Source organism: Bradyrhizobium sp. NBAIM01, from assembly GCF_020194115.1.
Lineage (GTDB): Bacteria > Pseudomonadota > Alphaproteobacteria > Rhizobiales > Xanthobacteraceae > Bradyrhizobium > Bradyrhizobium yuanmingense.
The window spans coordinates 834,469-854,460 of record NZ_JADYVU010000001.1 but is presented as its reverse complement, the minus strand read 5'-3'; the positions used below and the strand labels follow the sequence as shown (position 1 = coordinate 854,460).

The window sequence follows — 19,992 nt, the reverse complement described above, 5'->3', positions numbered from 1 at the left end:
CGGTCTGATCGACGATGTGCGGCCAATCGGCGCTGTCCGTGTCCTAGTGATCATGATCATAAGAAGAATGTTCGCCCCTGGATAGAATGAGGGACAGAAGACAATGACCGAAGGAAAAGGACAATGTCGCTGCTCCAGATCAATCTCTTCGGCGGTGTCGAGGTCGTGTGTGCGACCGGCGAGTCGGTGTTGATCCCCAGTCGCAAGGCTGCAACTCTCCTGGGCTACGTGGCGCTCAGTTCCCCTCGCGCCATTTCGCGCGGCAAGCTCGCGACGCTGTTGTGGGACGGTCATTTCGGCGATCGCGCGCGCGCCAGTCTTCGACAAGCCCTGCTCACGTTGCGGCGTGAGCTGCCGCGATATTCGGATGTGATCCTGGCCGATCGCGATGATATACGCATCTGTCCGAACAGCATCAGCACCGATGTCGGGGAATTCGAGCGGCTTTTGACGGGAGGGGATCCCGAACGTCTGGCCCGCGCGGCGGTGCTTTATCGCGGCGACCTTCTCGAGGGCATCGGCTCGACTTCATGCCAATTCGAGGCCTGGCTGTCTGCCGAGCGCCAGCGACTGCGGACCCTGGCGATGCGGGCGCTTGCGGGCCTGCTCGACTCCGGCGGGCGCGAACACATGGATATCGCGATCGCACTCGCGCTACGGATCCTCGCAATCGACCCGTTGCAGGAAGAGATTCATCGCATCTTGATGCGCTGTTACGCGCAGCAAGGCCGCCGGACCGATGCGCTCCGTCAGTACGATCTCTGCCGCTCCGTACTGTGGCGCGAGGTTCGCGCAGCGCCGGAGCGAGAGACGGAACGGCTGCAGCTCGAAATCCGGCACACGTTCCGAGCCGCTGTAAGATCTACTTCACTCAAATTGCCTCGCGATAAGAATTCTGACGCAACTTTCACGCTCGACGTGACGCCTGCATCACGATCCCTGTCGTAGCCTTCAGCCGCTCGCACAATCGTGCGCAGTGATCCCGCCTCCCTGTGGGGAGCGCGTGTCGCTCACGGCTCAAGCACTTCATCAGGAGATTTTGAACATGACTGGATTTCAGCAACAGACTGAGGACTACGGCCAATTGGACCCGCAGGGGATCTTCGGCTCGATCCTCGGCGGCGCGGCCGGACGCGTTATCGGCAACCTGCTCGGCGGCAAGAAGGGGAAGCAGATCGGCGGCGCGATCGGCAACATCGGTGGTGGCTTCCTGCCGTTCTCGGCCGGTCCGGACATGCAAGATACCGTGCAGGTCTCCGACATGGAGTTGCAGGGCTTCTGGAGCGTGCTGAAGAAGATCGGCCAGGGCGTGCAGACCGGCGTGAATGTCGGCAAGCAGCTCGGCGTGTTCAGCGCCCAGCCTGGCCTGGAGCCCGCGGCGGCGCAGGTTTCCGACATGGAGCTGCAGAGCTTCTGGAGCGTGCTGAAGAAGATCGGTCAGGGCGTGCAGACCGGCGTGAATGTCGGCAAGCAGCTTGGCGTGTTCAGCGCCCAGCCCGGCTTGGAGCCCGCCGCGGCGCAGGTTTCCGACATCGAGCTGCAGAGCTTCTGGAGCGTGCTGAAGAAGATCGGCCAGGGTGCCCAGACCGGCCTCGATATCGGTCGCCAGCTCGGCGTGTTCAGTGCCGGCCCCGGCGGTCAGCCTGCCGCGGCGCAAGTCTCCGACATGGAGCTGCAGAGCTTCTGGAGCGTGCTGAAGAAGATCGGCCAGGGCGTGCAGACCGGCTTGGACGTCGGCAAGCAGCTCGGCGTGTTCAGCACCCAGCCCGGCCTGCAGCCCGCGGCGGCGGAGGTCTCCGACATGGAGCTGCAGGGCTTCTGGAGCGTGCTGAAGAAGATCGGGCAGGGCGTGCAGACCGGCTTGGATGTGGGCAAGCAGCTCGGCGTGTTCAGCGCCCAGCCCGGCCTGCAACCCGCGGCGGCGCAAGTCTCCGACATGGAGCTGCAGAGCTTCTGGAGCGTGCTGAAGAAGATCGGCCAGGGCGTGCAGACCGGCTTGGATGTCGGCAAGCAGCTCGGCGTGTTCAGCGCCCAGCCCGGCCTGCAGCCCGCGGCGGCGCAGGTCTCCGACATCGAGCTGCAGGGCTTCTGGAGCGTGCTGAAGAAGATCGGCCAGGGCGCCCAGACCGGCCTCGATATCGGCCGTCAGCTCGGAGTCTTCAACGCCGGCCAGCCCGCTGGCACGATGCACTAGACCCAACGCGTGGGGGCGGGCGCAAGCCCGCCCTCTGCGCTTAGACGTGAATGGAAACCAGATGGCCGATTCAACCGCGTCGCAGCAATTCATCGTGCAGGGAGGCCCGGTCCAATCCGGTGAGCTCAACGAACACTTGCAGCGTGAACCCGGCGTGAAGCGAGTCGCGCAAGTCGCACCCGATGTCGTCATCTTGTCGATGACGACCACACAGGCCGATCGCCTGAAATCGACGTTTGCCACGCTGGTGGTCGAACCGGATTCAGCGCTGAAGCCATTCGATGCCGACTGACGTCGGTGGGCAAACATTGGACACGCAAAACATCAAGGAGGCCGCAGATGGCCACGAAAGGCAAATCAGGAACTTCCACGCAGGGCGAGCACGACGCGACCGAAGCCGCGATGAACGGCAACGGGTCCGTTCCGGACCAGGGCACCGCTCCATCATCGTCACGGGGGCAGGAGCCCGCAACGATCGCAGCGCGCCCGGCGCAATTCATGATCGCGCCGCAGCAGCAGCCCGGGCTTGCGACCTTCAGCGTCGATTTCCTGACTCAGCAGCTCAGCAACAGTCCCGACATCGAAGTGGTGAAAACGGTCTCTCCGCCGCGCCTGTTCGGATTTCAGAGCGCAGAGCTCGGACAAGTGCCGCTCAGCCCGCTGGTCCTCGCCAAGATGACTCCTGACAAGGCCAAGTTGCTGCAGACCCAGGCGGGACAGCGTTGCGCGGTGGAGCGCGACGAGCGGCTGAGCTACATGCTCGATCCGACCACGCCGCAGCTGCCCAATCCGGGGGTGCTGACACCGCTGGCCGACGGCTTCACGACCACGATCGAAGTGCTGGGCCAGGATGGTCCGCTGCCTGAAGCCGAGGTTTATGTGTTCGGCAGCATGTGGCCGGCCCAAGGCATCACGGACGCCACCGGCCGCGCCACAGTGACCCTGCAAGGCGAAAGACCCGAGACCATCCGCTCGATCCTGGTCAAACCGAAGATCGACTACTGGACCTTCTGGCTCGATCGTCCGCAGCTCGTTCCTAACAGCGTCAACCGGATCGTTGCCAGGGCGCTCGGCGCGGTGTTGCGGAATTTCCCCGGCCAGCAATTGATGGGATGGGGTGAGCGCGCGATGGGCCTTGATCGTCTGCCGCCGTCCTTCGATGGCGCCGGCATGAAGATCGCAGTCATCGATTCCGGCCTGGCGCCGACCCATCGCAATCTGCACGGGATCACGGCAGGCACCAGTATCGTCGGGACCGACAAGGCGGCCTGGACCGTCGATACGATCGGCCACGGATCGCATTGCGCTGGAATCATCGCTGGCGGACCCGTCGGCGCCGGTGGCGGCATCCGCGGCTTCGCTCCCGCGGCGGAAATCCACGTCTGCCGCATCTTCCCCGGCGGCCGGTTCAGCGATCTCGTCTCCGCGCTCGATTACTGCATGGAGCATGGCATCGATGTTGCCAATATGAGCCTGGGCGGCGGCGAGCCTTCGCGCATTATCGAGGAACGCATCATCCGGGCCAAGCAAATGGGTATGGCCTGCATCATCGCCGCGGGCAATTCCTCGGGGCCGGTGCAGTTTCCCGCGTCGACGCCGCATTGCCTGGCGGTTGCCGCGATCGGCAAGTGGGGCGAATTCCCCAACGACAGCTATCATTCGCAGCAGGCCCTCGACGGCTTCCAGAGCCGCGACGGATATTTTCCGGCAAAGTTCTCCTGCTTCGGTCCGGAGGTCGACGTCTGCGCGCCTGGTGTGGCGATCGTCTCGTCGCTTCCCGCCGATGGCTTCGGAGCATGGGACGGCACCTCGATGGCGACTCCCCATGTCACGGGCCTGGCCGCGCTGGTGCTGGCGCATCATCCGGACTTCACCAAAGGCAACTTTCAGAATCGCGACGCACGCCGTGTCGAGCGGCTGTTCCAAATTCTGAAGGAAACCGCGACGCCGCTGCAGTTTGGCGACCCAAATCGGACCGGCGCGGGATTGCCGAACGTGATGCGGGCACTCGGCCTGGAAACCGGCGTCGCCCCGGTGATCGCCGCCGCTACCGCAACCGACCCTGCGCTGGCAACGTTGCGGCGTCTGCTTGGATTGCAGTCGGTCGAAGCGCCGAGCATGGTTCCCGTGGGGTCGCCGCCGCCGTCCGCCGATCCCGTGCACGGCAGTGCGATCCACGTGGCGCGCGGTCCGGCACAAACGGCGGCCGCAATGAATCTGCAGTCCGTCGATCCGATCAAGAACGGATCGAGCTCCGTCGCTCACGGTCCCGCACAGACCGCAGGCGCGGCAGTCGCGCCCATGATGGTGGATCCGAATCCGGCGCAGATCCGGGAAATCATGCACAGGGTGGGATTGCTCTAACGCGCGTCCTTGGCATCTCAGAAAGGGGCACAGCAGCAGCTGTGCCCCGAGTGCCGACTGCCTTGAGGCAATTGCTGCGGCCGCTCGCCTTGGGAACATGGTGGATTGTTTGCCGCGTCCTGGATTTTCCTTCGCGGCGTCGTGCCGCACAGGCGCAGCTTGGAACTCTCGCGCCCGATCGAAACTTGACTCCGCGGGTCAGCATCGCCGCCGATCGCTGGCCTGCACGGCCCCGCCTCCAAGCCCCCCATACCCCCCTGGGTGGGGCCGTGCTTCCAAGCAGGAGGTGCAATTGTCCGAGCCGACCGAGCAAGAGATCAGAGAACGCGCGCACCAATTGTGGGAGCAGGCGGGCAAGCCCGAAGGGCGCGAGGAGGAATTTTGGCACGCGGCGGAGCAGGAGCTGCGCAACGAGGACAGGTCGAGCACGCTGCGGACGCCGGATACGCTGTGACCGACAAGACCTGCCCATTCTGCCAGGGTCTTGGATGGGTCTGCGAAAACCATCCGCTCCGGGTCTGGAGCGAGAAGCTCGGCGGCTGCCGCTGTGGCGAGGGCATGCCCTGCTCCTGCAACACGACTGAGGACCCTGAAATCAGGGTGGTGATCGTCGAAGCCGACACGACGTGGCACTAGCGGCGCCCAACCGATGCCTGCTCGGCTGGTCACTTCCGAAACGCTGCACCTCAGGGAACGGACCATCCCGGAAAGGAATTTAGTGTCCGCACGGCTCCGACAACAATTCTTTCCGCGGCAGTTTCGGTGGTGGACGAGCAGAAGAAGCTAGAGCACCAGATCGAACTCGCAACGCGAGCGGCCTCGCTCGTCAGGGATGAAACCACCGGACAACGCTTCAGGAGCTTCGCGGAGGAACTGAAACGAAAGCTGCTTCGCATAATGCGCCGTGGCAAGGTGCGCACACGCGCCTATGAGCTCTGGGAGCAGGCGGGACGGCCGAGCAATCGCGAGTTGGAGTTCTGGCTGGAAGCCGAACGTCAGATCGAAGATGAACGCGAGGAGCGAAAGAGCTCGGGCGCTTCATAGCGCCGGGCGGTATCTCCGTCCTCTGCGCGCGGACCGCAGGTCGCGCGAGCAAGGAAAAAGCCGCCGGGTTGTTCACCCTGGCGGCGTCACAAAGTCCGTAGCTGTTGATGGTCTTCCCAGCCTCGTGCGTACCGCCGTTACCTTGTTTGCGGCCATGCCTGATCCTTGTAGGCGAGGTTGCGCGATTCCGCTGTGATCTGGAGCACACAGTGGACGGGATTCGGCATCGCGATCTGAATCCCGCGCTGCGCTGCAACCATCAGCGCGCTCACGAGCCCCCTCAGGTCCGGTACCACGCCGCCAGGTTCCACGTGATGGTGTCCCAGCCGGAGATGTCGATCATCAAATTGTTGGCGCCGGCGTTGACGACGTGGCGCGACAGCAGCGGCAGGAACACGTTTGCCTCGCAGAAGATCTCGTCGACCTTCATCAGCAGCGCGGCGCGCTTGACCGGATCGAGCTCGTTCTGCGCGGCCTTGTAGGCTTTGTCGGCTTCGGGGTCGGAATAGCGCGAATTGTTGCGGCCGAGCCATTTGTTGTCTTTGGTGGCGATCTCCCAGGACACGCACTGGTTCAAGAGGCGCTCCGGATCGGGCTGCGGCTGCGTGGTGTTGTACATCTCCATGTCGGCATAGAATTTCGAGTAGGTGTCGGGATTGCCGACGTCGGATGAGAAGAACACGGAGGCGGTGACCGCCTTGATCTCGATGTCGATGCCGGCCTTCTGGCACGCCTGCTTGATGATGGCCTGCGTCTTCTGCCGCGGCGCGTTGGTCGAGGTCTGGAATACGTATTTGAGCTTCTTGCCGTCCTTCTCCCGGATGCCGTCCGCGCCCTTGGTCCAGCCGGCCTCGTCGAGGATCTTGTTGGCCTTGTCGATGTCGAACTCGTATTTCAGCTTGGGCGACTTGAACTGCTTGGGCGCGTTGACGAAGCTCGCGGTGGCGATGGCGCCGCGGCCGTAGATGAACTTCTGGATCGAATCGCGGTCGATCAGGAAGTTGATCGCGCGGCGAACGGCGGGATCGGACAGCGTCGGATGCTTGGTCTTGACGCTCGAGCGCTCGCCGTCGACCTCGGTCCAGGGGTCTGTCGTGTTGAGGATGATGAACTCGACATTGCCTGAAGGCGTGATCTCGAGCTTGCCCTTGCCGCCGGCCTCCATGCGCTTGAGGACCTCCTCCTCCACCTGCATGTTCCAGGCGAAGTCGTACTCGCCGGTCTGCAGCACGGCGCGCGCCGCGGACACCGCGTCGCCGCCACCCTTGATCTCGACCATGTCGAAATGCGGCTGGTTCTTGATGTGATAGTCGGGATTGCGCTCGGCGCGGATCATATCGCCGGGCTTGAACTCGACGAATTTGTACGGGCCGGTGCCGACCGGCCTCAGATTGCCCGGCGCTTCGCGCGACTTGGCCCCGACATACTCGCCGAAATGATGCTTCGGCAGGATCATCCCGACCGAGCCGACGAACGGATCGGCCCAGAACGGCGTCGGCGCCCGGAAGATCACCTTGACGGTGTGGTCGTCGATCTTCTCGACCTTGATGTCCTTGTAGGAGCCCGTGGTGTAGGCCGCGGTGGCGAGATCTGCGGCGTATTGCCAGGTGAAGACGACATCGTCGGCGGTGAAGGGCTTGCCGTCATGCCACGTCACGCTCCGCTTCAGCTTCCAGATCACGCTCATGCCGTCGGCCGCAAGGCCGCCGTTCGCCTTGGTCGGCGCCTCGGCGGCGAGGCAGGGGATGAGGTTGCCCTCCTTGTCCCAGCCGGCGAGCGGCTCGAAGAAGATGCGCGAGGCGATCTGGTCCTTGGTGCCGAGCGCGAAATGCGGATTGAGCAGGGTGGGCGCCTGCCAGAGCAGCATCTTGAGCGTGCCGCCGCCGCCGGCCTTGGCCGGCTTGTACGGCAACGTGGCGTCAGCCATCGCCACATCGTGCCAGACCAGGATTTGGCTGGCGATCGGCGCCGCGATTCCGACCGCGGCCATTGTCCTGATGAATGAGCGCCGCGACAGCGTGCCTTGCTTCACTTCTGCGACCAGATTGCGGATTTCGTTCTCGTTCATTGGATGATCCCCACTTCGTCGCCACCGGCTCAGTGCGCGCTAACTCAGCACGTCGGGCGTGGTGGAGTCAAAGAGAAGGACGCTGGCCCGGCTGCGGATGGAACGAAAGTGCAATCCGGGATTCTTGCCACGAGCGGCAGCAGCCCTGCTTGCGCGGCGCTTCATCCGGGTTACGCGCGCGCACTTTGTCGCACTCTGCATTCGTTTTCCGTTTGCGGCCGAATGGAGAAAGGCTGGCCCCGAGCCGCGGACAATATGGATTTCCATTTCATTGATTTCGCACCGCAGAAAAGGGAATACGGGTCCGTTGCCGCAAGACCCAAGGAGACCAAGATGCCGTTTCGCCTTCCCCTGATTCTCTCTGCCGTGCTGGCCGCATGGTCCGCCGCAGCCGCGGCCGAGACCATCAAGATCGGCGTGACGCCGGGGCCGCATGCGCAGATCCTCGAAGCGGTGAAGCCGATCGCCGCCAAGCAGGGCCTCGACATCCAGCTCCTGGAGTTCTCCGATTACGTGGTGCCGAACGCCGCGCTCGATGCCGGCGAGATCCAGGCCAATTCGTTTCAGAACCAGCCTTACCTGGACAACCAGAAGGCCGACCGCGGCTACAAGATCGAATCCGTCGGCCTGACCGTGAACTTCCCGATCGGCGTCTATTCGAAGAAGCACAAGGCCTTCGGCGATATCCCCGCGGGCGGCAAGGTCTCGATCCCGAACGATCCGACCAATGGCGGCCGCGTGCTGCTGCTGCTGCGCGACAAGGGCGTGATCAAGCTGAAGGACGGCACCGGCTTCAAGCCGACCGTGCTCGACATCACCGACAATCCCAAGAAGCTGAAGTTCATCGAGGTCGACGCGGCGCAGGCCCCGCGCGCGCTCGACGACGTCGATGCCGCCGCGATCAACACCAACTATGCAACCCAGGCGGGCCTCGATCCGGTCAAGGATCCGATCCTGCGCGAGGACCCGAAGGGGCCCTATGTCAACCTGATCGCGGTGCGCAGCGCCGACAAGGACAAGCCTTGGGTCAAGATCCTCGTGGACAGTTACCACACGCCTGAGGTCAAGGAGTTCGTCCTGACCAAGTTCAAGGGCGCGGTGCTGCCGAGCTGGTAGGCAATCTGCCCGCCCAGAGTCCACATCAAGGCGATCCGGCGGGCAGCCTTGCGATCAGCCTTGCGCAGGAATCTTGCGTATGTGCCCTGCGTAATGCCCGCTTGTCGGGAACTGCGGCAACCGACATCATCGGGGCCCATCCTCGCCCGACAGGGATCGTATGAAACGCTTTGCCAACCTGAAACGCCTGGGCTTCTTCACGCGGCTGCTCGACGAGGCGCCGGCGGCGGACCGCTATCGCTTCGCCGCCGAGCAGATCGTGCGCGCCGAGAAGGCCGGGCTCGATTCCGCGTGGATCGCGCAGCATCATTTCCATGAGCGCGAGGGCGGCCTGCCGTCGCCCTTCACGTTCCTGGGTTATGTCGCCGCGCAGACCTCGCGCATCCGCCTCGGCACCGGCATCGTCACGCTGCCGCTGGAGAACGCGGTGCGGGTGGCGGAGGATGCCGCGGTGCTCGATCTCCTCTGCAACGGCCGCTTCGAGCTCGGCGTCGGCACCGGCGGCAACCCGTCCGCCTTCGCCGCTTTCGGCCTCGACAGCGCCCAGCGCAACGAGATCTTTGCCCGCAATTTGGACATCGTCCGCAAGGCCTTGACCGGCAAGCCGCTCGAGGGCGGCGATACGCTTTATCCGCAGCGGCCGCAACTGGATAAGCGCATCTGGCAGGCGACGTTCTCCGTTGCCGGCGGCGCCCGCGCCGGCAAGGCCGGCGACGGCCTCCTGCTCTCGCGCACGCAGCCACGGGCCAAGGACGCGCCGAACGCGACGCTCGCCGAGATCCAGAACCCGATCATCGATGCCTATCTCGCCGCGCTGCCGCCGGGCTGCGAGCCGCGCATCATGGCCTCGCGCAGCATCTTCGTTGCCGACGACCATCGCGAGGCGCTGCGCCTCGCCGATATCGGACTGCGCCGCGCGCTGCCGCAATTCATGAAGGGCGGACATCCCCCTCCGGGCGAGACGCTGGAGGAGATGATCACCGCGTTCGACACCCATGTCGGCGATGCCGACCACGTCATTGCCTCGCTCCGCACCGACGCCACGCTGGAACGGGTGACCGATCTCGTCTTCCAGGTGCATTCGGTCGATGCGCCGCATCCTGACGTCCTGCGCTCCATCGAGCTCGTCGCCGACAAGGTCGCCCCAGTGCTGGGCTGGACCCGGACGGCCGCCAAAGACATTGCCCTCGCAGGTTAGCCGGAATGAACGAAAAACGCGTTGCACGAGGCTGAATGATGGGAACGCAAGACATCATCGACACGCTCGCCGGCATCGAGCCCGGCTCCACGCTCGACGCCATCCGCGCGCGCCGCCTGCAGGCGCGCGAGAATGCGCAGAAGAGCTATCTCGCTTTGGTCGAGCCGATCGAGGCCGGCGATTTTTCGCTTGCCGAGCGCGCGGTGGTCGCGGCCTTCGCGACCGGGCTCCATGGCGAGTCCCCCGTCGCCGCCTTCTATCGCGACAAGCTTGCCGCGACTGCGGATGGCGCGCCTCTGCTCGATGCGATCAACGCCGAGATCGAGCGCGGCAAGACCTCCGGCCCATACGGCGCCTATCCGGCCGGTCCGTTGTCGATCGAGAACAAGGCCGGCTTGATCTATCGCGTCAGCGCGGAGCGCAAGCCTGTCCTCGGCGCCAGGCTGGTCGCAGCATTGGAGCACGCGCATCTGCTTCTCTTCCACCCGCGCGATGCCGCGTCCGCCGACATGAAGGCGCTACTGGCTGCCGGCTGGTCATCCACCGGCATCGTCACGTTGTCCCAGCTCGTTGCGTTCCTGTCGTTCCAGGTGCGCGTCGTCAGCGGCCTGCGCACGCTCGCCGCAGCGAACGCGTAGGAGGTCCAATCATGAGCACCGTCAATCCGCCCGTCGCCTTCACCCAGGACGAGCTCGGCTGGGTCTCGTGGATCGACCCTCTGCCCGAGGCCGAGCTGACCGAGCGGCACTACGCCGGCCTCGTCGACCGCGCCCGCGCCAAGTCGGAATATTTTCGTCTCTTGGTGCGCGATCCCGAAGTTCTGGAGGCCCGCACCAAGACCGACAAGGACATCTTCTACAACGTCGCCGACGGCCTGCCGCGCGCCGAGCGCGAGCTCGCCGCTGCCGCGACCTCGCGCTACAACGGCTGCATCTATTGCGCCTCCGTGCATGCGCGCTTCGCCAGCACCTATTCCAAGCGCCGCGACGACGTGCAGCGTCTGCTTGACGAGGGCGTTGGGGCCGATCTCGGTGAGCGCTGGAATGCGGTGGTCAAGGCCTCGGTGGCGTTGGCCGCAACGCCGATCGCATTCGGGCCTGACAATATCGCCGAGCTGCGCCGCGCCGGTCTCGACGACGCCGAGATCGTCGACGTCATCAACGGCGCCTCGTTCTTCAACTGGGCGAACCGGCTGATGCTGTCGCTCGGCGAGCCCTCGAAATAGGCAATCTCACCGGCACGAGAATTGCTGCTGTATCAACATGAATGGATGGAGCCGTGAATGAGCAACATCGATCGCCGTACCTTGGTCAAAGGTTCGCTCGCCGCCATGATGGCGGGCACGGCCCTCTCGCGCGCCGCACTGGCGCAATCCGCCGAGCCGATCCTGCTCGGGGTCAGCGGCCCCCTCACGGGACCGAACGCGCAATATGGCGCGCAATGGAAGCAGGGCTTTGATCTCGCGCTCGACGAGATTCACGCCGCCGGCGGCATCAACGGCCGCAAGCTCGCCTACCAGTTCGAGGACAGCCAGAGCGATCCGCGCCAGTCGGTCGCGATCGCCCAGAAATTCGTCTCCGATCCCCGCATCGTCATGGAGCTCGGCGATTTCTCCAGTCCCGCCTCGATGGCGGCCTCCCCGATCTATCAGCGCGGCGGCCTGGTGCAGTTCGGCTTCACCAATTCGCACCCCGACTTCACCAAGGGCGGTGACTTCATGTGGAGCACGTCCGTGAGCCAGGCCGACGAGCAGCCGCTGCTGGCGTCCTACGCCGTCAGGCGGCTCGGCCTGAAGAAGCTTGCGGTGCTGCACCTCAACACCGATTGGGGCCGCACCAGCCGCGACCATTTCGTCAAGGCGGCCAAGGAATACGGCGCCGAGGTCGCGATCACCGAGGGCTACATCGCCGAGGAACGCGACTTCCGCTCCACCTTGGTGCGCGTGCGCGACGCCAGCCCGGACGGGCTGATCCTGATCTCCTATTATTCCGACGGCGCGCTGATCGCGCGCCAGGCCCGCCAGGTCGGCCTGAAGCAGACGATCTGCGCGGCCAGCTCGGTGTACTCGCCGAAATTCCTGGAGCTCGGGGGCGAGGCGGTCGAGGACGTCCATCTCGGCACGCGCTATTTCCCGCAAGATCCGCGGCCCGAGGTGAGGAAGTTCATCGACGGCTTCAAGGCCAAGTATAACGGGCAGGAGCCCGACGCCTTCAACGCCTATTCGTATGACGCGATGAACATGGCCGCTGCCGTGGTGAAGATCGGCGGCACCGACCGCCGCGCCATCCGCGATGCCTTCGCCAAGGTGAAGGACGTCTCCAGCGTCATCTTCGGTCAGGCGACGTTCGACGTCGAGAGCCGCCGCGTCAAGGGCGCCATGAACGCCGAGCTCGTCGTGCGCAAGGGTCAGTTCGCGCTGTGGGACGGCAAGCCGACCTGATGTGATGGCCGAAGCGATCGCTCCGGCCGCTTTCTCCCTGATTAGGAATACTGCGTGTCCTCCTGGCTCGACCACACCATCAACGGGCTGATCGTCGGCAATGTCTACGCGCTCGTTGCAGTCGGGCTCGCGCTGATCTTCGGCGTCAGCCGGCTGATCAACTTCGCGCAAGGCTCGATCTATCTGGTCGGCGCCTATATCGGCTGGATCGCGGTGGTGCAGCTGCACACGCCGCTGCCTCTCACCATCATCGTGGTCGCCGTGGCCGCGGCGATCGTCGGTCTGATCATCGAGCGGTTCGGTCTGCGGCCGCTGCAAAACTCGGTGCGCATCGCGCCGCTGCTCGCGACCATCGGCATCAGCTTTGTGCTCGACCAGCTGGTGATGCTGATCTTCTCGCCCAATCCGCGGGCGCTGCCGAGCCAGTTGCCGGATGTCCGCTTCCAGGTCGGTGGCGGGACGATCGGGTCGCTTGATCTGCTCATTGCCGGCGTCGGCCTCAGCAGTGCGCTGCTGCTGTTCGTGTTCCTGCGTTACACCAAGCTCGGCTGGGCCGTGCGTGCCACCGCGCAGGATCGCGACGCCGCCATGCAGATGGGCGTCGACGTCAACCGGGTCAATCAAGCGGTGTTCGGTATCGCCGCCGCGCTCGGCGGCGTCTCCGGCATGCTGGTCGGCATGTACTACAACCAGATCGACCCGGCGATGAGCCTTCAGGCGACGCTCAAGGGCGTCGTCGCGGAAGTCGTCGGCGGCGCCGGCAACGTGCCGGGCGCGGTGATCGGCAGCCTGCTGCTGGGTCTCGTCGAGAGCTATGGCGTCGCCGTGCTCGGCACCAGCTACCGCAACCTGTTCGCCTTTCTGCTGCTGGTGCTCGTGCTGGTGCTGCGGCCGAACGGCCTGTTCGTCAGTCCCCGGCAGGCGCCGCCCGAGCCGCTCACCGGCACCTTCATCGCGCCGAGCCGCCCAGTGAACATTCCGCGCTGGGCGCTGTTGGCCGCCGTTGCCGGCTTTGCGATCCTGCCGCTGTTTCCGGTGTCCTTCTACGTGCTCCAGACCCTGGTCAATGCCTGGCTGCTCGGCATGCTCGGGCTAAGCCTGACGCTGGTTGCGGGCACCATGGGACAGGTTTCGCTCGGTCATGCCGCGCTGCTTGCGATCGGCGCCTACACCTCCGCATTGCTGTCGCTGACGCTGGCCGTTCCGGCCGGACTTGCCGTCATCGGCGGTGGCCTGATGAGCGCCGCGCTCGGCACGCTCCTGATCTCGCCGTCCTTCCGCCTGCGCGGGCATTACGTGTCGATCGCGACGCTCGCGATCGGCGAGATCGTGGCGCTTGTGATCCTGAACTGGGAGAGCGTGACGCGCGGCCCGATCGGCATCTCCGGCATTCCGCCGCTGGCTCTATTCGGCTATGAACTGATCAGCCCGTCCTCGGTCTACTGGTTCAGCCTTCTCGTAATGGTCGTGCTGGCGCTGCTGCAGGGGCGGCTGCTCACCTCGCATCTCGGCCGCAGCTTTCGCGCCATCCGCGACGACGACATCGCCGCGCGCGCCTATGGCCTCAGCCTGAACCGCTACAAATCGCTTGCCTTCATCTTCGGCGGCTTCGCCGCAGGAATCAGCGGCGGCATCGCCGCGCATCTCTACTCCTACATCAACCATGAGACCTTCAACACGCAGCAATCCATCCTGGCGCTGACGGTCGTCATCCTCGGCGGTCTCGGCAACGTCGTCGGCGCGATCGTCGGGTCGGTGGCGCTGGTCGGTCTGCCCGAAGTCTTCCGGGTCGCGGCGGAGTACCGCATCCTGATTTACGGCATCGTTCTGCTGTTGCTGGTGCGGTTTAGGCCGCAGGGCCTGCTGGGGACGGTCTGATGGCGGAGCAGCTTCACTCCATGCTGTCCCTGCGCGGCCTGACGCGCCGCTTCGGCGGCCTCACCGCGGTCGATACGATCGACCTCGATCTTGCCAAGGGCGAGCTGATCAGCATCATCGGCCCGAACGGCGCCGGCAAGACGACGCTGTTCAATCTCGTCACCGGGCTCGACCGGCCAGATGCCGGCACCGTCAGCTTCGAAGGGCAGGACATCACTGGCCTGTCGCCGGAGCGGCTCGCGGCCGAAGGCATCGCGCGCACCTTCCAGCTCGGCCGCGTGTTCGGCAATCTCAGCGTCATGGACAACGTCCTGATCGGCGCGCATACGCGGCTGCGCGTGGTGAAGCCGGCGGTGCCGGTGATCGGCCCGCTGCTGGAATTGGGGCTGGCCTTGCTGCGTCCCTCGCGCGTCAGGGCCGAGGAAGAGCAACTGCGTGAGGAAGTGAAGGTCATCCTCGCGCGTTTCGGCGAACGGCTGCTGCCGCGGGTCGATCAGCCCGCCTATAGCCTCTCCTACGCCAACCGCCGCCGCGTCGAGATCGCGCGCGCGCTGGCGCTGAAGCCGCGGCTGCTTCTGCTCGACGAGCCCACTGCCGGCATGAACCCGACCGAGACGGCGGAGATGCAGGGGCTCGTCGCCGAATTGAAAGCCGAAGGGCTGACCATCCTGCTGATCGAGCACAAGCTGGAGATGGTGATGCGCCTGTCCGACCGCGTCATCGTCATGGACGAGGGCAAGAAGATCGCGGAAGGACCGGGCGAGCAGGTGCGGACCGATCCGAAGGTGATCGAGGCCTATCTCGGCCACGGTCTGTCAGGGACGACCGAGCAGGAGAGCGCGGCATGACGAGCGTACCCGAAGCATTGCTGGCCTTATCGAACGTCAACACCTTCTACGGCCAGGCCCAGGTGCATTTCGACCTGTCGATCACAGTCGGGCGCGGCCACATCGTCTGCCTGCTTGGCGGCAACGCGAGCGGCAAGTCGACCACCATGAAGATCATCTTAGGACTGGTGAAGCCGCGCTCGGGCGAGGTGACGTTCGACGGGGCTTCGCTGATCGGGCTTTCCACGCCGCAGATCATCCGCCGCGGCATCGCCTCGGTACCGGAGGCGCGGCGGCTGTTCGCCGACATGAACGTGCGCGAGAACATCCTGATGGGCGCGTTCGTGCGCAACGACCGCGACGCCATTGCGCAGGATCTCGACAAGATGCTGACGCTGTTCCCGAAGCTCGGCCAGCGGCTGGCGCAGCGTGCCGGCTCGCTCTCAGGCGGCGAGCAGCAGATGGTGGCGATGGCGCGCGCGCTGATGAGCCGCCCCCGCATGATCGTGATGGACGAGCCGACCATGGGCCTGTCGCCGCTCTATGTCGATCGCGTGCTGGAACTGATCCGCAGCATCAACCAGGAGGGCGTCTCGGTCTTCATGGTCGAGCAGAACGCCAGCCTCGCGCTCGAGATCGCGCACGAGGCCTATGTGCTGCAGACCGGCAAGATCGTGCTGTCAGGGCCGGCCCGCGCGCTGAAGGACGACCCGCGTATCCGCGACGCCTATCTCGGCGGCTCCGAGGCGGCGTAAGCGTCTCAACGCAGGCAGGGCTATCGCATATGGCTTGTGGCGGCGGCCTGCGTGCACGCCTCGTCCTTCGAGACGGCGCTGACGCGCCTCCTCAGGATGAGGCTCATTAACGTTCTGTGCCCGTTGACACTGCTGCCGCGCACTCCGTCCTCATCCTGAGGAGCCCGCCTCAAGCGGGCGTCTCGAAGGATGGCCGGAGGAAAGAATTCTCAAATATGATAGCCGTGCGCAAGCGGGAGCGCATCTCATTCGTAGTACCGATCAAGCCGACGCCACGCTTGCGACCTGCTCCGCGGGCTGATCATCCCCGTTGGGATCGCCCGGCGCGGTTGCCCAGGCCAGCTCCACCAGCGTCACGATCCTCCGTCCGCCGCCGTCGAGCTGCACCACGATGAGGCCCTGCTCCTCCATATAGCCGAGCAGCCGCTGCGCCCTTCGCAGCGAATGCGAGCCGTAGGCGCGGGCGATCGCGGCATCGCCGGGGCAGGGCCAGCCCTCCTTCGCCGCGCGCGCGATCATCATGAAGACGCCCTGCATGTCGTCGGGCAAAATGGATGCGCGCAACGAGACGTCCTGCCAGGCATCGTCATCAGCGATGTCTGCACCGAGGCCAGCGCGCGCATGCGTGAGCATGCGCCGGAATTCGTTGAGATCGGGCACCGCCGCCCCTAACCCCTCGATGCGGCAGCGGACCACGAACTCCTGATAGAGCACGCCGATGGCGCGGAAGCCGGCATCGGGCTCGGCCATCACGGCACGCAGCGTGCGATCCACGCGCTCGCGCCGCTCGGCGAGCTCTTCGGCACTGACGGGAGCCTCGACCACTTCGGCCCGAATCTCCGGCACCGGGGCGGCCTTCGCCGCGCGAAGCTGCTCGAGCAGATCCGGCGCCGGCCGTCGCTGCGGCCGGCTGGCATCGGGCGGCGGTGCGGCGAGGATGACCGCGCGGGCATCTTCAAGCGTGGCTTCCGGCAGCGGCATCAGCCGCGGTGTCGAATTGCGCGGGCTGGTCTCGGTCGGGCCGATGTTGAGGCGCAGCGGCCGGCGCGACAACGCAGGTCCCAGCGCCATGAACTGACCGCGCTCGAGATCGCGGAAGGCTTCCGCCTGCCGCCGCTCCATGCCGAGCAGGTCGGCGGCGCGGGCCATGTCGATGTCGAGGAAGGTCCGCCCCATCAGGAAGTTCGAGGCTTCGGCCGCGACGTTCTTGGCGAGCTTGGCCAGGCGCTGGGTTGCGATGATGCCGGCAAGCCCGCGCTTGCGGCCGCGGCACATCAGATTGGTCATGGCGCCGAGCGAGAGCTTGCGTGCTTCGTCCGAGACTTCGCCCGCCACCGCCGGCGCAAACAGCTGCGCCTCGTCCACGACCACCAGCATCGGGTACCAATGATCGCGGTCGACGTCGAACATCCCGCCGAGGAAGGCAGCCGCGCGCCGCATCTGGTTCTCGGCATCCAGCCCTTCGAGATTGAGCACGGTGGAGACGCGATGCAGCCGCGCGCGCTCGCCCGCGACCTGGAGGCCGCGCTCGGTGTGATCCTCGGCCTCGATCACCAGATGGCCGAAGCGCTCGGCCAGCGTGACGAAGTCGCCCTCGGGATCGATGATGGCCTGCTGCACCCAGGGTGCGCTCTGTTCCAGCAGCCGCCGCAGCAGATGCGACTTGCCGGAGCCCGAATTGCCCTGCACCAGGAGACGGGTCGCCAGCAGTTCCTCGAGGTCCATGGCGGCCGCGGCGCCTGCCGTGGTCTGCCCCATCTCGATCGCAACCGTCATGTCCCCGACTCAAAGTCCCGTCATTCGCGGACAGCGGCTTATCAATCCAGCCGCGGCGCGTCGAGCGCTCCAGCGCGAATCAGGTGGTGTTGCCCACGCCAAAACCGGAAAGCATCCGCCGTGAGCGGCAGGAACCCGGTGCCGAAAGGCCTCGGCTCGGGGAAGATGGTGCAGACCGCCATCGCTCGGCCAAATGACGCAGATCAAGATCGACGGGTTCGAGAGCTGCTATCTGGCAGTATGACCTTTCTGACCTTCTTCACGGCGACCTATTTCCTGCTGGCGGTGCCGGGGCCGACCAACACCCTGCTGGCGACATCGGGGGCCGGAGCGGGCATCTCGCGCTCCCTTCATCTGCTTGCGGCGGAACTGTGCGGCTATCTGCTGGCGATCGCGGTGCTGCGGCTGGCGCTCGGTCCAATCATCAGCGACATCCCGATTGCGGCGCTGCTGCTCCGCGTCGCCGTGACCATCTACATCCTGTGCCTCGCCGTCATGCTCTGGCGCGTCAATACGCGTGAGCTGCGCGACGGCGCTGCGGTGACTTTCGGCCAGGTGTTGCTGACGACGCTGCTCAACCCGAAAGCACTGGTCTTCGCGTTCCTGCTGCTGCCGCTTGGGGCCGGGCCGCTCGAACTGCTGCCGTGGCTCGGCGTGATCGCGCTGCAGATTCTCACCGCCGGCGCCGCGTGGATCATTCTCGGCGCAACGCTCGGCCGCGGCGCCCGTCGCCTCGGGCGCCCTGACCTCGTCACGCGCACCGGCGCGGTTACGCTGGTCGCCGTGACCGGCCTGATCTGGCTGCAATCCTTCCTGGTTGCCTGAGCGGACCTCGGTGGGAGCGGCGCTACTGCGCGCCGGAGCCGCCCTGCACGATCTTCTCGTTCAGCTTCTGGTCCACGGTGTCGACGGTGCGGTCGATCTCGGCGTTGGGCACGCCGAGCTGATGCGAGATCAGCTTCACCAGCAGGTCGACGCGTTCGATGAAGGGCGCACCGCTCGCGACCGCGCGCGCCGCCGATGACGGCTTGAGCAGGCTCTCCGCGGCCTTGGCGTACTTCGCGAACGGCACCTGGTCCTGCGGATCGGCGCCGAGGCGGCGGGCGATCGCATCGACATGGTCGTAGATTGTCTGCGAACGATTGAGATCGCCGTGCACGGCGTCGCGGATCGACTGCGGCTCGTTCGGCGTGATGCAGCGGTAATTGCCGGTCAGCAGCATCGACCATTTCGCCAGCGGCACGAACAGGGAATCGAACACTTTCAGCTTCACCGGCACGTCGTGGCCGTCGAGCGTCACCGCGTCGATGTCGGCCTCCAGCTCGCGCAGCAGCTTGTTGTGCTTCTCGTCGGCGAAGACCGACGCCTTGAAGTTGGTGGGCAGGCCGACATGCAGCACGTTGGCGGCCTCTTCCGGCGGCCGGAAGGCCTGCGGGTCGGGCGAGCACAGCGTCACCAGCCCGGGCTCAAACCGCTCCCACACCTGCGCATTGGTGTAGGCCTCCTCGAGATCCATGTCGGCGAGTGCCGGAATCCGCTTCAGGTAGGGCAGGGGCGGCATGTTCATGATCGACAGGCACGGCAGCTTCGCCGCGGCAATCTTGACCATGAGGACGCGCACCGTGTGGTTGGTGTATTGCGGCTCCTGCATCGCGAGGCCGACCAGATCGTAGCGGGAGAGGTCGACATTGGCCGGCGTCACCGCGTCGAGCTTGCCAGGGAGGTTGCGGGAGAAGATCGCCCGGTGCACCGCCTCGTCGCGTAGCTTGATGCGCACCTCGGTACCGTCGCGGTTGATCAGCTCCGCTGTCTTGGCACGGCAGACCAGGGTCACGTTGTGGCCGGCCATGAGCAGCTTCGTGCCCAGCAGGGAGCCGTAAGAAGCCCCAAGAATCAATATGTTGCGCGCCATGCTCCGTCCCCTTGGCAATTTGCATGATTTTTCAGCCCCGGCCGTTCCGCGGGACAGTTGGGGGCATGTAAAGCGAAGCGCAGGGGAATGGCAACTGGGATAATGCATACAAGGGTGCGTCTGGTCCCTGCGGGTTCGAGGGCCAGCCTGGCGGCCTGTTTCGGCCTCGTGTCAATCCCGTGAAGCAAAGATATTCTTCTTTACCGAAATTCGGATTTGTCGTATGTGTCGGTCATCCCGGCTCAATCTCGAGGGGCGATCATGAGGTCGTCATTGTCGCGAGCCGGGCTTGCGGTGGACGCGGCAGCGTCGGGCGCGAAAGGTAGCGGGCAGGGAGGGTAGTCCCCGGTGAGCTCGCGGCCGCGCGCGGACGAACGGCGCTGCTAGGTCTCGTCTCGTCTGTAAGTTTCCGGCGCTGTC

At 65.3% G+C, this 19,992-nt stretch carries 19 protein-coding genes; 16 read left to right on the top strand and 3 right to left on the bottom strand.

The window, feature by feature from the left end:
• Nucleotides 1–123: 123 nt before the first annotated feature.
• From I6F31_RS03950 to I6F31_RS36610, 7 genes are all read left to right on the top strand, one after another.
• Nucleotides 124–948, top strand: a complete 825-nt coding sequence (locus tag I6F31_RS03950) for a BTAD domain-containing putative transcriptional regulator (protein ID WP_225184711.1) — start codon at nt 124–126, stop codon at nt 946–948.
• 97 nt (nt 949–1,045) lie between these two features.
• Complete coding sequence (locus I6F31_RS03945) at nt 1,046–2,194, top strand: hypothetical protein (RefSeq protein WP_225184710.1); 1,149 nt, start codon at nt 1,046–1,048, stop codon at nt 2,192–2,194.
• Nucleotides 2,195–2,255: 61 nt separating this feature from the next.
• Nucleotides 2,256–2,486 (top strand): hypothetical protein, encoded by a 231-nt coding sequence (locus I6F31_RS03940; RefSeq protein WP_036006916.1) that lies wholly within the window; start codon nt 2,256–2,258, stop codon nt 2,484–2,486.
• Nucleotides 2,487–2,533: 47 nt separating this feature from the next.
• Nucleotides 2,534–4,558, top strand: coding sequence for a S8 family serine peptidase (locus I6F31_RS03935; RefSeq protein WP_050996019.1), 2,025 nt, complete (start codon nt 2,534–2,536; stop codon nt 4,556–4,558).
• Between the two features lie 292 nt (nt 4,559–4,850).
• Nucleotides 4,851–5,012: a DUF2934 domain-containing protein gene (locus I6F31_RS03930; protein WP_074447557.1), complete on the top strand. Its 162-nt coding sequence runs from the start codon at nt 4,851–4,853 to the stop codon at nt 5,010–5,012.
• Nucleotides 5,009–5,194 (top strand): hypothetical protein, encoded by a 186-nt coding sequence (locus I6F31_RS03925; protein ID WP_074447556.1) that lies wholly within the window; start codon nt 5,009–5,011, stop codon nt 5,192–5,194. Before I6F31_RS03930 ends, I6F31_RS03925 begins: the two co-directional genes overlap by 4 nt.
• A gap of 129 nt (nt 5,195–5,323) precedes the next feature.
• Nucleotides 5,324–5,602, top strand: coding sequence for a DUF2934 domain-containing protein (locus I6F31_RS36610; protein ID WP_036006918.1), 279 nt, complete (start codon nt 5,324–5,326; stop codon nt 5,600–5,602).
• A 280-nt stretch (nt 5,603–5,882) separates the two neighbouring features.
• Here I6F31_RS36610 and I6F31_RS03915 read toward each other — a convergent pair whose 3' ends face one another.
• Nucleotides 5,883–7,670: a peptide ABC transporter substrate-binding protein gene (locus I6F31_RS03915; RefSeq protein ID WP_225146801.1), complete on the bottom strand. Its 1,788-nt coding sequence runs from the start codon at nt 7,668–7,670 to the stop codon at nt 5,883–5,885.
• Nucleotides 7,671–8,003: 333 nt separating this feature from the next.
• On the opposite strand from I6F31_RS03915, the gene I6F31_RS03910 reads away from it, so the two are divergent.
• From I6F31_RS03910 to I6F31_RS03875, 8 genes are all read left to right on the top strand, one after another.
• Nucleotides 8,004–8,786, top strand: a complete 783-nt coding sequence (locus I6F31_RS03910) for a MetQ/NlpA family ABC transporter substrate-binding protein (RefSeq protein WP_036027487.1) — start codon at nt 8,004–8,006, stop codon at nt 8,784–8,786.
• A gap of 160 nt (nt 8,787–8,946) precedes the next feature.
• Nucleotides 8,947–9,984: a putative FMN-dependent luciferase-like monooxygenase gene (locus tag I6F31_RS03905; protein ID WP_225184709.1), complete on the top strand. Its 1,038-nt coding sequence runs from the start codon at nt 8,947–8,949 to the stop codon at nt 9,982–9,984.
• A gap of 38 nt (nt 9,985–10,022) precedes the next feature.
• Nucleotides 10,023–10,622: a CMD domain protein gene (locus I6F31_RS03900; RefSeq protein WP_225185128.1), complete on the top strand. Its 600-nt coding sequence runs from the start codon at nt 10,023–10,025 to the stop codon at nt 10,620–10,622.
• Nucleotides 10,623–10,633: 11 nt separating this feature from the next.
• Complete coding sequence (locus I6F31_RS03895) at nt 10,634–11,209, top strand: alkylhydroperoxidase domain protein (protein WP_225184708.1); 576 nt, start codon at nt 10,634–10,636, stop codon at nt 11,207–11,209.
• Nucleotides 11,210–11,266: 57 nt separating this feature from the next.
• The gene (locus tag I6F31_RS03890; protein ID WP_225184707.1) at nt 11,267–12,424 is read left to right on the top strand and encodes an ABC transporter substrate-binding protein; all 1,158 of its coding nucleotides are present in this window, start codon (nt 11,267–11,269) and stop codon (nt 12,422–12,424) included.
• 54 nt (nt 12,425–12,478) lie between these two features.
• Nucleotides 12,479–14,302, top strand: a complete 1,824-nt coding sequence (locus I6F31_RS03885) for an ABC transporter permease (RefSeq protein WP_225184706.1) — start codon at nt 12,479–12,481, stop codon at nt 14,300–14,302.
• Nucleotides 14,302–15,150 (top strand): ABC transporter ATP-binding protein, encoded by an 849-nt coding sequence (locus tag I6F31_RS03880; protein WP_225184705.1) that lies wholly within the window; start codon nt 14,302–14,304, stop codon nt 15,148–15,150. Before I6F31_RS03885 ends, I6F31_RS03880 begins: the two co-directional genes overlap by 1 nt.
• Nucleotides 15,147–15,884 (top strand): ABC transporter ATP-binding protein, encoded by a 738-nt coding sequence (locus I6F31_RS03875; protein WP_225184704.1) that lies wholly within the window; start codon nt 15,147–15,149, stop codon nt 15,882–15,884. The genes I6F31_RS03880 and I6F31_RS03875 overlap by 4 nt, the downstream gene beginning before the upstream one ends.
• A 261-nt stretch (nt 15,885–16,145) precedes the next feature.
• Here I6F31_RS03875 and I6F31_RS03870 read toward each other — a convergent pair whose 3' ends face one another.
• A complete protein-coding gene (locus tag I6F31_RS03870; protein ID WP_225146806.1) occupies nt 16,146–17,660 on the bottom strand; it encodes an ATP-binding protein in 1,515 nt (504 codons plus the stop codon).
• A gap of 240 nt (nt 17,661–17,900) precedes the next feature.
• Here I6F31_RS03870 and I6F31_RS03865 point away from each other — a divergent pair, with 240 nt between their 5' ends.
• Entirely contained in the window at nt 17,901–18,485 is a 585-nt protein-coding gene (locus tag I6F31_RS03865) for a LysE family transporter (protein ID WP_128263913.1), read from the top strand.
• Between the two features lie 22 nt (nt 18,486–18,507).
• Here the strand turns inward: I6F31_RS03865 and I6F31_RS03860 are convergent, their stop codons facing one another.
• A complete protein-coding gene (locus I6F31_RS03860; protein ID WP_036006955.1) occupies nt 18,508–19,572 on the bottom strand; it encodes a 2-dehydropantoate 2-reductase N-terminal domain-containing protein in 1,065 nt (354 codons plus the stop codon).
• Nucleotides 19,573–19,992 lie beyond the last annotated feature (420 nt).